The following is a 14,648-nucleotide window of genomic DNA, read 5'->3' as shown; positions in this document are numbered from 1 at the left end:
CTGCAACAAATAAAAATGAAGCCCGCAAGATCTAAGGCGCCCGTACACATGGCGGTGCCGCCGGACGGAGCGTCCGGCGGCACCGTGGGGAGCGTGGGGTCAGACGGCCCAGATCTGGAACTCGGAGACCTGGCCCGCGGGCCAACCGTTGTTGGCCGTGACGGTGACGCGGTAGTAGCGCTGGGTGGCGGCGGGGAAGGTGAGCGTGACGGTGTTCCTGGTGCTCGGGTCGAAGGTGTAGGCGGCCGAGGACTTCAGCGTGGTGAAGGTGGTGCCGTCCGCACTGCCGCCGAGCGTGAGGGTCTGCCTGCGGGCGCCCCAGCCGGCGGGCAGTTGCAGCACCACGCGCGAGGCGCTGCGGGCCGCGCCGAGATCGACCTGGACCCACTGCGGGAACCTGTTGTTGGCGCTCTCCCAGTAGGACCCTTGGTTGCCGTCCGTCACGTTCGACGACGGGTAGACGTCGGTGTGGCTGGACTCATTGGTGGGCTTGCCCGCGGCGAGATTGGTGGCCGGGATGTCGGAACCCCCGGTGAAGGTGAGGTAGTTGATGTTCCAGCCGCCGGTGTCCTGATGGAGCGTCAGGGTCTGGCGGCCGGCGGGCAGGGTCACGTGGGTGGTCGCGGTGCCCCAGGTCTGCCAGTCGCCGGTGGCGGGCAGGTCGACGGCGCCGCTGAGATTCGTACCGGAGGCGTCCGACAGGTGCAGCGCTCCGGGTGCCGCGACCGGGGCCGCGACGCGCAGGTCGACGGTGTAGGTGCCGGCCGTGGCGACGTCGACGGTGTAGCGGAACCACTGTCCGGCGCCGGTCCAGCCCAGGTTGTAACCGCCGCCGGTGTCCGAGGAGTTGTCCAGGTCGATGCCGTCGGCGCGGTAGGAGTTGGCGTTGCCGTTGACGGAGGTGACGTTGTACGCGACCCCCTGGCCGCCGGTGTCGTAGTTCTCCGCCTGCACCGTGCCGGGCACGGCGGCCGGGGTGCCGCCGTAGGGGGCTTCCGGAGCCGGCGGCGGCCAGTGGTTGTCACTCAACGTGGCCGTGAATCCGGTGGAGTTGTTGACGAAGGCCGAGGCGCCGGCGGTGAGCCCGGTGACCGTGTTGCCGGTGATCGTCGCGGAGCCGGTGGGCGCCGGGTAGAACGACGGTGAGATCGCGATGCCGTTGCGGCCGGGGTTGTTGACGGTGTTGTCCTGGAGCAGCGTGTTGGTCGAGGTGGAGAAGGCGATCCCGTCGTAGAGGGAGTCGGTGACGGTGTTGCCGGTCGCCGTGACCTGGTCGACGATCCCGGTGTTCTGTCCGTCGCCGCCGTTGCCGATGTGCAGGGCGGGTTGGCCCTGGCTGTAGGCGTTGCCGCCGGAGCGGACCACGGTGTTGCCGGTGACGGTCGCGGACAGCAGGTCGCTGCCGTTGACCCCGAAGCGCCCGGCGCCCAGACCGATGTAGCGAGCGGTGTCGCTGATGTAGTTGTTCTTCACCTGGTGGCCGCTGCCGCCGTAGATCCCGACGCCCTTGCCGCCCCAGGGTGCGATCGAGGTGTTGTCACTGACGGTGATGTTGGTCATCGGATGGTAGAAGGTCTGCGAACCGTCGCCGTTGGTGTTGTAGTTCACCGAGTTGATGGCGATCGCGTCGTCCCCGGTGCCGCGGACGAAGTTGTTCGTGACTGTCAGGTCGTTGCCGGTGTCCGCGTTCAGCGACACGTTGTTGACGTTGATCCCGTCCGCCCAGATCGAGGTCAGCCTGCTGTTCTTCACCGTCCCGCCGGTGCCGGAGGCCCAGAAGCCGGACATGGTGTGCTGGGTCCAGATGCCCTCGGCCAGCCAGTCGGTGCCGGTCGTGTCCATCGCGCCACCATCGCCGCCGATGGTGCTACGGCTGACGGCGTTGGCGTCGATGTGGAAGTCACGCACCATGCAGGACGTCAGGTCGAACAGGGCTGCCAGCGGTGTGCTGTTGGGGACCGGGACGTCACGGTAGACCGTGCTGTACCAGAGCCCCGCGCCCGCGATGGTGATGCCCTGCGCGTTCAGTCCCGCGGTGCCCTTCACGTAGAAGGTGCCCTGCGGGATCCACAGGATCTTGCCCTGCGCCTCGGCCTGGTCGATGCAGGTCTGGATGGCGGCCCGGCTGTCCACGGCCTGGCTGTCGGCCGCGCCGTTGGTCGGGGCGCTGGACGCCACCGCGCCGCAGCTCGTGATCGAGATCGAGTTCGCGGGCTGGGTCTGCGGCGCCGGCGGGTTCTCCGCGTCGACGGAGTCCACGTCGTAGAAGGACGCGCTGTTGGCGGCGTCCTTGCGCAGCGAGAACGTGGCACCCGCCGGGATCGGGGCGCCCGTGACGAAGGCGTGCGACTCGTCCCAGAAGACCCTCGGGTCGCCGTCGGCCGGGTTCTGGTTGTCGCTCGTGTTGTAGTTGCCGTTGCCCTCGTACACCCAGCTCTGCTTCGAGTTGAGGTTCAGGGCCTGCCGGAACACCCCGTTGACGTACAGGTTCAGCGTTCCGGTGATGCCGCCGCCGGACGCCGAATCCGGGATGCTCGCGCGGACGTTGAGGAAGGAGATCGGCTGCCCGGTGGTGTTCGTCCACTGCACCGACTGGCCCGTGTCGGCGAGATGGACATAGGAATGGCCCGAGGCCTCCAGGACAGCGCTCGAGTACTGGGTCGTCGGCGCCGAGGTCAGCGACCGGACGGACGCGCCCCCGGCCTGCGTTCCCGCCTCACCCTCGTAGATCTTGAACGGCGTGGTCGCGCCCACGGCCGCGGTCGGTGCGGCAGCGGCCGCAGCGGGTGTGGTGACGGACGCGACCGGTGTGGCGACGGCCGGTGGAACGGACACGCACATCGCGCCGACCGCGGTGACGGCGGCGACGACCGCCGCCAGTCGCCGGGGTCTGGGGATCGTCAGCATGTGGGGCTCCTTCACGGAGTGGGGGGAGACCGGCGCCCGTACCGTACTGAGACCTCATCCAGCCCGCTAGATTCCGACGAAGTAAAGAATGTACTGCGCAAGCCACTGCAAGTTTCTTGCTAGAAATACGCAAATACTGAACTAAACAGACCGACCTCCCGGCGCGCGGATGTAACCCGGATCACAGCCCTGAAGTGCAGCGCGGTGCGGGGTCCAGAGCCTTTCTCTCTGTGTAAGGGGCTTTGCCCGCACGGGGACGGTGGACGGTACGGATGGAACAGAGTCGGGCCGAGGGGTTCGACGGCTTCGTGGCAGCGCGCTGGTCGACGCTGTTCCATCTGGCCTGTCTGCTCACGGGAGGCGATCGGCACCGTGCCGAGGACCTGCTGCAGGAGGCCATGGTCAAGCTCTGGTTCGCCTGGCCGAAGGTCGGCGAGGAGGCACCGGAACCGTACGTGCGCAAGATCCTGGCACGGGCGGCGGCCCGATCGGCGCGGCGGCGCTGGTGGGGTGAGCGCCCGGTCGAGCAGCTGCCCGACCTCGCGCAGGTGGACGACGTGTCCGCGGCCGTCGTGGAGCGCTCACGGCTGGAGGCGGCACTGGCCCAGCTGTCGCCGGCGCAGCGGGCCGCCGTGGTCCTGCGCTACTACCAGGACCTGCCCGACAAGCAGGTCGCCGAAGTGCTGGGGTGTCCGGTCGGCACCGCCCGGTCCCATGCGTCACGGGGCGTGGCGCGGCTGCGCCGGATCCTCGGCGATGTCATCGAGACAGTGGGATGAGGGGGCGTTGATGGACCACTTCGAGCGGGAGCTCGCGCGGATGATGCGCGACGCCCAGGAAACGACCCCCTTCGAGCCCAGGCACCGGATCCGTCTGCGGTCCGGTGTGCAGGCCCGGCGCCGGGTGCGCGCGGCGCGCCGGGCCGTCGGCTCCGTCCTGGCCGTCGCCGGAATCGGCCTCGGCTTCTTCCTGGTACCCCATGCGCGGGTGGACGACAGGCCGCAGTCCCCCCTGCCCCGACCCGCCGTGAGTCCGACGCTCCCGACCCCCGGCCCGACCCTGACACCGGGCTCGTCCCCGAGCACGACCACCAGCCCGACACCGACAGACACCATCGGGTCGTCCGTCGGGTCGTCCATCACCCCGACCTCGACCCCGACCGGGAGTTCGAGCAGCGGGTCCTCGGACCCGCCCGTGACCGACTCGGCGGCGCCGCCGTCCGGCTCGGAGACGACCGGCGCGCCCACGGGTCAGAACTCCGCGACGGGTTCGATCACGACACCGCCGGCGACGGAGACGTCCGCGACCGTGGGCACGGCGGGCTCCGGGTAACCCGTCCCGCCCCCACCCCACCACCAGCCCCCCACCCGCATTCCCTGACCGCGGCACCGCCCTCAGGCGATACCGGCATGCCCCGCGACGGCCCACAGAAATGGACAGAACGTGACAACAGTGACGAGCCAGATACGCCGGACGAGCCCGAAGAGCCGGCCGAGCGGGATGAGCCGGATGAGTCGACTGCCGTTCCGCACACCGGTGTCGGCCCACCACCGCGAGCCCGTCCTCGACGTGGTCGTCCCCGTGTTCAACGAGCAGCAGGACCTGGAGCGGAGCGTACGACGACTGCACGCACACCTGCGCGAGACGTTCCCGTACCCGTTCCGCATCACCGTCGCGGACAACGCCAGCACCGACGAGACCCCGCGCATCGCGGCCCGACTGGCTGCCGAACTGGCCGAGTTGGAGTGGCTGCGGCTCGACGAGAAGGGCCGGGGCCGGGCGTTGCACGCGGCCTGGTCAGGGTCGCGGGCACCCGTGCTCGCCTACGTCGACGTGGACCTGTCGACCGACCTCGCCGCGCTCCTCCCGCTGGTCGCCCCGCTGATCTCCGGCCACTCCGACATCGCGATCGGCACCCGGCTGGCCCCTGGCTCCCGGGTGGTGCGCGGCCCCAAGCGGGAGGCCATCTCCCGTTGCTACAACGCCCTGTTGCGCTCCACGCTCGCCGTCGGCTTCTCCGACGCGCAGTGCGGTTTCAAGGCGGTACGGCGTGATGTCGCCGAGCGGCTGCTGCCCCTGGTGAAGGACTCGGGATGGTTCTTCGACACCGAACTGCTGGTGATCGCCGAACGGGCCGGACTGCGCATCCACGAGGTGCCGGTCGACTGGGTGGACGACCCCGACAGCCGGGTCGACATCGTGTCCACGGCACTGGCCGACCTGCGCGGAATCGCCCGCATAGGAAGGGAGTTGGCGCGCGGCACGCTCCCGACGGCGGCACTGCGCCGGGGCACGGACGGTTCACCCTCGGGCGGTCTGGCATGCCAACTGCTGCGCTTCGCCGCCGTGGGCGCGGTCAGCTCCGTCGGATACGTCCTGCTGTACCTGGTGTTGCGCCCGCAGACGGGCGGACAGGCCGCCAACGCGCTGGCCCTGCTGGTCTGCGCCCTCGCCAACACCGCCGCGAACCGCCGCCTCACCTTCGGTCTGCGCGGCCGCGGCGGCGCACTGCGTCACCAGGCCCAGGGCCTCGTGGTCTTCACGGTCGGTCTGGCCCTCACCAGCGGTTCACTGACGCTCCTGCACCGCACGGCGTCAACTCCCGCGCGCAGCACGGAGATCGGGGTCCTGGTCGCCGCCAACCTCGCCGCGACTCTCGTGCGTTTCCTGCTCTTCCGGGCCTGGGTGTTCCCCGCCAGGCGCAGCCGCGAGGCGGAGGAGACCGCGAAGTGAGCGACACGACGACCTTGACCCCGCCCGTCACCGAAGGCGCGCGCGAAGCCTCGACTGCCGTTCCCTACAAGGACATCCGCGCCTGCCTACGCCACACGGTCAGGTACTACGGCCCCGTGCTCGAGCTGTACGGCGTGCTGAAGCTGATCGGCTTCGCCGTCTTCATGTACCTCCTGGACTCCGACGGCGGCTTCCGGACGAAGGACCCGCGCTTCGGCGGCGGCGCCCACGTCTGGGACGTACTGGCCACCTGGGACGGCTGGTGGTACCAGCAGATCGCCGCGCACGGCTACCAACCGGCGCTCGTCCGGATCCCGGGCGCGACCGGACTGATCACCCTCGAAGGCAACTCGGCGGCCTTCTTCCCGCTCTATCCGGCGACGATGCGACTGGTCTCCGACTGCACGGGCCTGGGTCTGTACGGCTCCGGCCTGCTGGTCTCGGTCGTCGCCTCGTTCGCCGCCGCGCTCGGCATCTACGCCGTCACCGCCCGGTTCGGCGGCCGGCGGGCCGGGCTGGCCGCGGCCGGACTGTGGGCCGTGTGGCCCGGCTCCGGCACCGAGTGGTCGGCCTACTCGGACTCCCTCTACATCGCCCTCGCCGTCTGGGCCTGCCACGCCGTCATGACCGACCGCTGGCTCACCGCGGGCGTCCTCACCTTCGCCGCGGGACTGGGCCGCCCCACCGCGGTCGCGCTCATCGCCGCCCTCACCGTCGCTGCGCTGCGGACGCTGCACCGCAGTCGGGAGAACCTCACGGGCCCGTGGATCGCGATGGCGATCGCACCGCTCGGGCTGCTCGGCTACCTGCTCTGGGTCGGCGACCGAATGGGCGATCTGGGCGGCTACTTCAAGCTCCAGACCGGCGCCTGGGCGCACACCTTCGACTACGGCGAACACACCGTCGACGTGTTCGGCTCCATCGCGACCGGCCATTTCGACTACCTGTTCGCGTATCCCCTCGAAGACGTCATCGGCGTGGCCGTCGTCCTGCTGGCCGTACTCCTGCTCCCCCTCCTGATCCGGCTGCGCCCGCCGGCCGTCCTGATCGTCCACACAGTGCTCACCATCGCGCTGGTCCTGGGGAGCCAGCAGATATTCGGGAACGTCTCCCGCTATCTGCTCCCGTGCTTCCCTCTCTTCATCCCCCTGGCGATCAAACTCCGTACTCTCGGCCTGCCCACGTTGTGTCTGCTGCTCGGCATCGCGGCCGTCGCGTCGGGGTCGTACGCCGGATACGTGCTGTTCGAGGTGGGGGTCCCGTAGGTGGGGTCCGGACGGTCGTCCCGGCCGGCCCCACGGTCGGGTCAGCCCGGCTTGACCGCCAGCGTCGCAAAATAATGCGACAGGTATTGAGCGGATGCGTCGGACTGGTGCGGTGCTTCCGCGAAGCCGGTGAGGACGAACCCCGCGGCGAGTTGCCCGCCGATCTGGCCGGTGAGGGTGTGGCTGTACTCGAGAGGGGCGTCCGCACCGAACTTCGTGGCGCGTTCCTCGGCGGAGTACCGCGTCACATCGCTGTAGGGCAGTTTGTGCACGACGATCAGCTCGCCGCGCTCGTCGAGCGCCTCGTGGTCGAACAGATACACATCAGGGTTGAGGAAGCCCGCGAGCAGAGTTCCGCCCGGTCGCAGGACGCGGAAGCACTCACGCCACACCGGTGCCAGGTCCGGTACGAACAGGTTGGAGACCGGATGGAACACGACGTCGAACGCCGCGTCGCCGAAGGCGCCGAGGTCGCTCATGTCGCCCAGGACGGTGCGCAGTTCGAGGTGGTCGCGCGCCGCCACCATCCGGTCCTGGCCGAGCTGGCGGGGTGAGTTGTCGAACACGGTGACCCGCGCGCCCGCGGCGGCGAGGATCGGACCCTGCTGGCCACCACCGGAGGCCAGGCACAACACGTCCTTGCCGGTCAGGTCCGTCGGCAGCCAGGAGCGGTCGACCGGCTCATGCCCGACGAGAACGATCGACCAGTCGCCCGTGCGGGCGCGCTCGACATCCTCAGTACTCACCGGCCTCGACCACTCGTTGCCGTCCTGGACAGCCTTGTCCCAGGCCGCCCGATTGTGGGCGACGGGGTCGACAACCATGTCGTCCTGCACGTTCAACTCCTTGCTTCGGCCAAGCGGACCCTTGCAGTATCGGCCGCGCCATCGCGGAGGCCTTCCTCACGGCCGGCACTCTGAAGGCTGCTCCCTTCGACGTCGAGGTCCGGGAGGATCCGGTCCAGCCAGGCCGGCAGCCACCAGGCGCCCCGGCCCGCGAGCGCGAGGACCGCCGGTACGAGGGTCATGCGGACGGCGAACGCGTCGATGGCCAGGGCGAACGCGATGGGTTTGATGAGGGAGTCGTCCAGCGGGAAGAACCCGGCGAAGACGGTGAACATGATCAGGGCGGCGGCGGTGACGACCCGCACACTCTGCCGTGCGCCGTCGACGACCGACTGACGGGCCCGGCCGGTGCGGGCCCACTCCTCGCGCATCCCGGACACGAGGAACACCTCGTAGTCCATGGCCAGTCCGAACAGCACGCCGATCAGGATGATCGGCAGGAAGCTGACGACGGGACCGCTGTGCGGCACACCGAGGGCGTCGGCCAGCCAGCCCCACTGGAAAACGGCGACGACCAGACCGAGCGAGGCGCCCACCGAGAGCAGGAAACCGACGGCCGCCTTGACGGGGATCACCAGGGAACGGAACACGATCATCAGCAGGAGCAGGCTGAGGCCGACGACGATGGCGACGAAGGGCAGCAGGGAGTCGCTGAGCCGGTTGGAGACGTCGATGTTGACGGCGGTGGTGCCGGTGACCGCGATCGAGGCGCCGGTGGTGTCGCGGAGGCCGGGCGCGATGTCCCGGATCTCGCGGACCAGTTGATCGGTGCGGGCGCTGTCGGGGCCGGAGGCGGGCAGGACGGTGATGACACTCTGTGTCGGGTCGCTGGTGGGCTGGGCCGGCAGGACGGCCTTGACGTCCTTCAAGGTCCCCAGTTTCGCGGCCACTTGGGCACCGGCTCGTGAACTCTCCGCCGCCGTACCGCCGTTGGTCTCGGCCAGTACGAGCAGGGGGCCGTTGAAGCCGGGGCCGAACTTGTCGTCGATCGTGTCGTAGGCCGTGCGTTGCGTGGAGGCGTGCGGCGCCGAGCCGTTGTCGGGCAGGGCCAGGCGCAGGTCCGCGGCGGGCAGCATGAGGGTGATCAGAATGCCCGCGACGGCGAGCACGGTCAGCAGCGGCTTGGCGATGACCCACTTCGTCCAGCGGGTGCCCAGGGTGGTGCGGCGGGCGGTGCCCTCCGCGCCGATGGCCCGCCGGGCGGCGCGGCTGCCGGGCTCGGGAGCGAGCCGCGTACCGGCGAATCCCGCGATGGCGGGGACGAGCGTGATCGCGGCCAGTACGGCGATGAGGACGGCGCCGGCGGCTCCGAGGCCCATCGTGGTCAGGAACGGGATGCCGATGACGCTCAGCGCGGCGAGCGCGATGATCACGGTGGTGCCGGCGAAGACGACGGCACTGCCGGCCGTGCCGACGGCCAGCGCGACGGATTCCCTGGGGTCGGCGCCGCGGGCGAGTTGCTGTCGGTGGCGGGAGAGGATGAACAGGACGTAGTCGATGCCGACGGCCAGGCCCAGCATCAGGGCGAGCGTGACGGCCGTGGAGGAGATGCTGACCGCGGGCGCGAGAGCGAGCAGCCCGGCCAGTCCTGTGGCCACGCCGATCAGCGCGGGCAGCAGCGCCATGCCGGCGGCGAGCAGCGATCCGAAGGTGACGACGAGGACGAGCAGCGCCACGGCCACGCCGATGATCTCCGACGGACCGACGTGAACTCCGTTGCTGTTGAAGACGGATCCGCCCACCGATGTCCGCAGCCCGTCCTTCTCCGCCGCGCGGGCCGCGTCCTTGAGCGCGTCCACGGACGACGTACGGACCTCCGCGGTCTGCACGGCGTACTGGACCTGGACGATCGCCGTCGTCCGGTCGGCCGAGACGGCGCCGGAGGACCGGGGGTCGACGACCTCGCCGACCTGCGGCGCCTTCTCGGCTTCGGCCACGGCCCGGGCGATGACCCTCGCGTAGGCCGCCTCGGTGACCCGGTGTCCCTCGGGCGCGCTGAAGACGATCTGGGCGCTCGCGCCCGACGCCTCCGGAAGGGTCTTGCTCAGGCTGTCCAACGCCCGCTGCGACTCGGTGCCCGGCACCGAGAAGCGGTCGTCGAGCTTCCCGCCGAAGACGCTGACGCAGGTGATGAGCGCGGCCAGGACGAAGAGCCATATGCCCAGGACGAGCTTTCGGTGTCGGTAGGCACTGTGACCCAGCCGGTGCAGCAGGACGGCCATGACGAACTCCCTCGAACGGTGTCGATAGCCCGACTTTATCACCTGCTCAAGTCGAGTGACCTAGTCCATAGACCGTGATGAGCGTGATGGACGCCGCACAAACAGGTCAGGGCGCCCTCGTACGGAACGAGGGCGCCCTGTTGCGTGTCGAGTCGGTTCAGGGGCGCAGCCTGGGTACGGCCACCAGGTCCAGCCGGCCGCCGGCCATCGCCACCACCGCCGACACGAAGGCCTGGAGGCAGGTGTGTTCGGCCTCCTCGTCGGGGAGCGCGAGGTGTTGCAGCGTGAGCCCGTCGAAGCCGGCCAGGAAGAACCGCGCGATCGCGTCCACGGGCTGGGCGAGGGGTCGGCCGGTCCGTTCGGCCGCCTCGGTGATCAGTCGCGCGGTCACCTCGGTCACCCCCCGGTAGTGGGCTTCGAGGGCCTCGCTCAGAGCGGGCGAGCGGAGCGCGAACATGGTCAGCTCCGTGAGGAGTTGATGACTTTCGGGCTGCTCGAGCACCGTCCGCCACAGCGCCGTCACCAACGCGCTCGCCGTCTCCTCGAACCCTCCGTCGGCCGGCGCGGCCCCCTCGACCTGGGCCACCAGATCCTGCGTGAGCTGCTCCATGACCGCGAGGTACAGCCCTTCCTTCGTACCGAAGGTGTAGTGCACGGTGGCCTGGGCGACCCCCAGCTCGGCGGCGATGGCCCGGGTGCTGCCGGCCGCGACCCCCTCCCGGGTCATGAAGTCGATGGCCGCTTTGATCAGCTGGGGACGGCGCTCGGCCGCGGAGACATGAGCCATGGCACCGACTATAGCCAGGGCGACTCAGTCCCACGAACGAGTCATTCGATCAAGTCGTACGCGCGCAGCCGAACGCCCCGGCCGGACGCCCAGGGCGAACAGACTGATCGCGCCGCGGCCGCCGGGGTCCGGTCCTTGGCCGCGCGGGTCAGTTCCCGCCGGACGGCGGCTGCATACGTTTCCTCCACCACCCGCTCCGTGCAGCGGGACGAGCGAGGAGGCGGACCCGTGAGGCAAGACAGTGAGCTCGATACGTGTGTGATCGGCGCCGGACCTGCCGGGCTGGCGGTCGCCAGGGCCCTGGCGGAGCGGAATCTGCCGTACACGCACCTGGAGCGGCACACCGGGCCGGGCGGTATCTGGGACATCGACAATCCCGGCAGTCCGATGTACGAGTCGGCCCACTTCATCTCCAGCAGGACCCTGTCGGGCTTCGGCGGCTTCCCGATGCCCGACCACTTCGCGGACTACCCGCCGCACCGGCAGATCCTGTCGTACCTGCGGTCCTTCGCCGACGCCTACGGGCTGACCGACCGGATCGAGTACGGCGTCGAGGTCACGGACGTCGAGAAGAACGCGGACGGCACCTGGACCGTCACCCGGGCCGACGGCCGGGCGAGCGTGCACGGGCAGGTCGTGGTGTGCACGGGCGCGCAGTGGCACCCCAATATCCCAGAGCTGCCTGGGGAGTTCGACGGGGAGGTCCGGCACACCGTCGACTACCGCAGTGCGGAGGAGCTGCGCGGCAGGCGGGTCCTGGTCGTGGGGGCCGGGAACTCCGGCTGCGACATCGCGTGCGACGCGGCCCGCACGGCCGACCGCGCGGTGATCAGCATGCGGCGCGGGTACTGGTTCATTCCGAAGCACCTGTTCGGGCGGCCCGTGGACACCATCGCCGACAGCGGTCCCCATCTGCCGATGTGGCTGGCGCAGCGCGTCTTCGGCGGCCTGCTGCGGATCGTCAACGGCGACCCGACGCGCCTCGGGCTGCAGAAGCCGGACCACAGGCTCTTCGAGACCCACCCGGCCATCAACTCCCTGCTGATCCACCACCTCCAGCACGGCGACATCACCGCCAGGCCCGGGATCGCCCGCGCCGAGGGCAGCACCGTGCACTTCACCGACGGCACAAGCGACGACTTCGACCTCGTCCTGCTCGCCACGGGTTACGTCCACCGAGTGCCGGTCGCGCAGCGGTACTTCGGCGACGAGCAGCATCCCGACCTGTATCTGTCGTCGTTCTCGCGCGAGCACGAGGGTCTGTTCGGCATCGGGTTCATCGAGACCAACTCGGGCGCGTACCAACTCTTCGACGCGCAGGCCCAGTTGATCGCCGGGTATCTGCACGACGCGCGGCACCGGCTGCCGAACGCGGAGCGGTTCGCACAGCTGGTCCGCGCCGACCGTCCGGACCTGTCCGGCGGGCTGAAGTTCGTCGCCTCGCCCCGGCACACGGGCTACGTCGACAGCGGGGCGTTCGTGAAGTACCTCGGCAAGGTGGCACGGCAGATGGGCTGGCGCACCGAGGGCCGGGCGCCGCGGGCGCGCTCCTCGCGGCGCGTGGAGGCGACGGCATGAGCCGGTTCGACTTCACCGACAAGGTCATGCTGGTCACCGGTGGCGCGGGCGGTATCGGCAGTGCGCTGTGCCGCCGCTTCGCCGCCGCCGGCGCCCGCTGTGTCGTCGTCGACATCGACGGGGTCCGGGCCGAGAAGGTGGCCGCGGGGCTGCCGGGCGCCGGGCACACGGGCATCGGCTGCGACCTGTCGCAACGCGCCCAGCTGGAGCGGCTGTTCGAGCAGGTCGCCGACGGCTACGGCCGCCTCGACGTGCTCGTGAACAACGTGGGCATGACCAGCTCGGAGCGTTTCGACGTCCGCAGCGTCGACAGCATCGAGCGGGAGATCAGCCTCAACCTGATCTCCCCGCTGGTCGCGACCAGGATCGCGCTCCCCCTGCTCAAGGCCGCCCGGGACGCCCGGGTGGTCACCACGGTGTCCCTCGGCGGGGTCTTCCCCCTGGGCGAGACCCCGATCTACACGGCGTCCAAGTTCGGGCTGCGCGGCGCGATGCTCGCCATCGGGCTCGACCTGCGGAGCAAGGGCATCCTGGCCGGGTCGGTGCTCCCGTCGGCGACCGACACCCGGATGCTGCGCCAGGAGGCGGTCGACGGCGGGAACTCCATGCAGTTCCAGGAACCGCCGCAGCAGCCCGCCGACGTCGTCGCGGCCGTCGTGAGCCTGCTGGACAGGCCCCGCCTGGAGGCCTATCCGCGGGTCGGCGAGTCCCGGCTCGTGCGGTTCGCGATGCTCGTACCGAACCTGCTGCCCAGGCTCTTCCCCCTGTTCCGCAAGCGCGGCGACCGAGGCATGGCCCGCTATCTGGAGGAGCTCCGCCGCCGCGGACTGGCCCGACAGACCGACGGGCGCTGGGAGTTGGTGGAGGAGGCGTGACCAGGAACGAGACGCTGCACATCGGCAACCCCGCCACCGGCGAACCGATCACCACCCTCCCCGCCGCGAGCGCCGCCGACGTCACCAAGGCCGCCGAACGAGCCCAACTCACGTACGACTCCGGCATCTGGTCACGGCGGCCGGTCCGCGAGCGGGCCGCCGTGCTGCTGCGCCTGGCCGACCTGATGGGCCGTGACGCCGAGATCCTCGCCCGGCTGGACTGCGAGGACGCGGGCAAGCCGATCACGGAGTGCCGTACGGGCGACGTACCGGGTGCGATCGAGTCGATCCGGTGGTTCGCCGAGGCCGCCGACAAGGTCTTCGGCCGGGTCGCACCGGGCGGACCCGACGGCCTCGGGCTCGTCACCCGCGAACCGGTCGGCGTGGCCGCGGCGATCCTCCCATGGAACTACCCGTTGGCGATGGCGAGTTGGAAGATCGGTCCCGCCCTCGTCGCGGGCAACTGTCTGCTGGTCAAGCCCGCGGAGGCGACCCCGCGCTCGGCCCTGCACCTGGCCGCCCTCGCCGCCGAGGCCGGCCTGCCCGACGGCGTGCTCACGGTCCTGCCCGGCCACGGCGAGGAGGCCGGAGCGGCCCTCGCCCGCGATCCCCTCGTACGGGCGATCTCCTTCACCGGCTCCAACGCCACCGGCCGCCGCATCCTCAAGGCCGCCGCCGACAGCAACTTCAAGCGCGTCTCCCTGGAGATGGGCGGCAAGAGCCCCCAGGTGCTGATGGCCGACGCGCTCTCCTACGGCGACGACCTCATCGCCGACATGATCGAGGCCGCGTTCCTCACGATGGGCCAGAACTGCACCGCCGGATCACGGGTGTTGGTGCACCGCGCCATCGCCGAGGAGGTCGTGGAACGGTTCACCGCGGCGGCACGGGAGCTCGTCATCGGCGATCCCGCCGACCCCCGTACCCGGCAGGGACCGCTCATCGACCGCGCCGCCTTCGACCGGGTCGCGGGTGCCGTGGACGCCGCCCGGGCGGCCGGAGCCCAGATCCACACCGCGGGACTCCCCCACGGGCTGCCCCCGCGCGGCGCCTACTACCCGCCCACCGTGATCACCCGCGTCCCCGCCGAAAGTGCCGTCCTGACAAGGGAGTTGTTCGGCCCCGTGGTCACGGTCGAGACCTTCGGCTCGGAGGACGAGGTGGTACGGATGGCGAACGCCACCGAGTACGGGCTCGCCGCCTCCGTCTGGACCCGTGACCTCGACACCGCGCTGCGGCTGGCCCGTGGCATCGAGGCGGGCGTGGTCTCCGTCAACGCCTACAGCGAGGGCGACATCACCACGCCCTTCGGCGGCTGGAAGCAGTCCGGATTCGGTGGCGCGGAGAAGTCCACGAACGCCTTCGACCAGTGGACCCGGGAGAAGACGGTCTGGATCCGCACCCGTTGATCCCGTCCACACCCGTCGACCCCGTCC

Annotated in this window: 11 protein-coding genes; 7 read left to right on the top strand and 4 right to left on the bottom strand. The window is 70.4% G+C overall.

Features of this window, described 5'->3' with window-relative positions; genetic code table 11:
* Window positions 1-99 precede the first annotated feature (99 nt).
* Window positions 100-2,907 (bottom strand): carbohydrate-binding protein, encoded by a 2,808-nt coding sequence (locus ACWD5F_RS30065; protein WP_451259061.1) that lies wholly within the window; start codon window positions 2,905-2,907, stop codon window positions 100-102.
* A gap of 272 nt (window positions 2,908-3,179) precedes the next feature.
* On the opposite strand from ACWD5F_RS30065, the gene ACWD5F_RS30060 reads away from it, so the two are divergent.
* From ACWD5F_RS30060 to ACWD5F_RS30045, 4 genes are all read left to right on the top strand, one after another.
* Window positions 3,180-3,686, top strand: coding sequence for a SigE family RNA polymerase sigma factor (locus ACWD5F_RS30060; RefSeq protein WP_401717704.1), 507 nt, complete (start codon window positions 3,180-3,182; stop codon window positions 3,684-3,686).
* 10 nt (window positions 3,687-3,696) lie between these two features.
* Window positions 3,697-4,239 carry a hypothetical protein gene (locus tag ACWD5F_RS30055; protein WP_451259059.1) on the top strand — a complete coding sequence of 181 codons (543 nt, stop codon included), beginning with the start codon at window positions 3,697-3,699 and terminating at the stop codon, window positions 4,237-4,239.
* 177 nt (window positions 4,240-4,416) lie between these two features.
* Window positions 4,417-5,640, top strand: coding sequence for a glycosyltransferase (locus ACWD5F_RS30050; RefSeq protein ID WP_451259057.1), 1,224 nt, complete (start codon window positions 4,417-4,419; stop codon window positions 5,638-5,640).
* A 74-nt stretch (window positions 5,641-5,714) separates the two neighbouring features.
* Complete coding sequence (locus tag ACWD5F_RS30045) at window positions 5,715-6,905, top strand: hypothetical protein (protein WP_451259523.1); 1,191 nt, start codon at window positions 5,715-5,717, stop codon at window positions 6,903-6,905.
* Window positions 6,906-6,946: 41 nt separating this feature from the next.
* On the opposite strand, the gene ACWD5F_RS30040 is transcribed toward ACWD5F_RS30045, so the two are convergent.
* The 3 genes from ACWD5F_RS30040 to ACWD5F_RS30030 all read right to left on the bottom strand — a co-directional run bounded on the left by ACWD5F_RS30040 (window position 6,947) and on the right by ACWD5F_RS30030 (window position 10,759).
* Window positions 6,947-7,729, bottom strand: coding sequence for a class I SAM-dependent methyltransferase (locus ACWD5F_RS30040; RefSeq protein WP_451259521.1), 783 nt, complete (start codon window positions 7,727-7,729; stop codon window positions 6,947-6,949).
* A 14-nt stretch (window positions 7,730-7,743) separates the two neighbouring features.
* Entirely contained in the window at window positions 7,744-9,972 is a 2,229-nt protein-coding gene (locus tag ACWD5F_RS30035) for an MMPL family transporter (RefSeq protein ID WP_451259055.1), read from the bottom strand.
* Window positions 9,973-10,129: 157 nt separating this feature from the next.
* On the bottom strand, window positions 10,130-10,759 hold the full coding sequence (locus ACWD5F_RS30030) for a TetR/AcrR family transcriptional regulator (RefSeq protein WP_451259053.1): 630 nt from the start codon (window positions 10,757-10,759) through the stop codon (window positions 10,130-10,132).
* Between the two features lie 258 nt (window positions 10,760-11,017).
* Between ACWD5F_RS30030 and ACWD5F_RS30025 the strand changes: the two genes are divergently transcribed.
* Genes ACWD5F_RS30025 through ACWD5F_RS30015 form a run of 3 tightly spaced genes read left to right on the top strand, consistent with a single transcriptional unit; the run spans window position 11,018 to window position 14,621 of the window.
* Complete coding sequence (locus ACWD5F_RS30025) at window positions 11,018-12,337, top strand: flavin-containing monooxygenase (protein WP_451259519.1); 1,320 nt, start codon at window positions 11,018-11,020, stop codon at window positions 12,335-12,337.
* Window positions 12,334-13,212, top strand: coding sequence for an SDR family NAD(P)-dependent oxidoreductase (locus ACWD5F_RS30020; RefSeq protein WP_451259051.1), 879 nt, complete (start codon window positions 12,334-12,336; stop codon window positions 13,210-13,212). Before ACWD5F_RS30025 ends, ACWD5F_RS30020 begins: the two co-directional genes overlap by 4 nt.
* On the top strand, window positions 13,209-14,621 hold the full coding sequence (locus ACWD5F_RS30015; RefSeq protein WP_451259049.1) for an aldehyde dehydrogenase family protein: 1,413 nt from the start codon (window positions 13,209-13,211) through the stop codon (window positions 14,619-14,621). Before ACWD5F_RS30020 ends, ACWD5F_RS30015 begins: the two co-directional genes overlap by 4 nt.
* The last annotated feature ends 27 nt before the right edge of the window (window positions 14,622-14,648 follow it).

This window comes from Streptomyces sp. NPDC002499 (assembly GCF_053595415.1).
This window is presented reverse-complemented; position numbering and strand designations above follow the sequence as displayed.

Bases quoted from the DNA above. Each gene is read 5' to 3' on its own strand.
- ACWD5F_RS30055 (WP_451259059.1), top strand. From the start codon at position 3,697: ATGGACCACTTCGAGCGGGAGCTCGCGCGGATGATGCGCGACGCCCAG.
- ACWD5F_RS30030 (WP_451259053.1), bottom strand. From the start codon at position 10,759: ATGGCTCATGTCTCCGCGGCCGAGCGCCGTCCCCAGCTGATCAAAGCG.
- ACWD5F_RS30020 (WP_451259051.1), top strand. From the start codon at position 12,334: ATGAGCCGGTTCGACTTCACCGACAAGGTCATGCTGGTCACCGGTGGC.
- ACWD5F_RS30040 (WP_451259521.1), bottom strand. From the start codon at position 7,729: ATGGTTGTCGACCCCGTCGCCCACAATCGGGCGGCCTGGGACAAGGCT.
- ACWD5F_RS30065 (WP_451259061.1), bottom strand. From the start codon at position 2,907: ATGCTGACGATCCCCAGACCCCGGCGACTGGCGGCGGTCGTCGCCGCC.
- ACWD5F_RS30060 (WP_401717704.1), top strand. From the start codon at position 3,180: ATGGAACAGAGTCGGGCCGAGGGGTTCGACGGCTTCGTGGCAGCGCGC.
- ACWD5F_RS30035 (WP_451259055.1), bottom strand. From the start codon at position 9,972: ATGGCCGTCCTGCTGCACCGGCTGGGTCACAGTGCCTACCGACACCGA.
- ACWD5F_RS30050 (WP_451259057.1), top strand. From the start codon at position 4,417: ATGAGTCGACTGCCGTTCCGCACACCGGTGTCGGCCCACCACCGCGAG.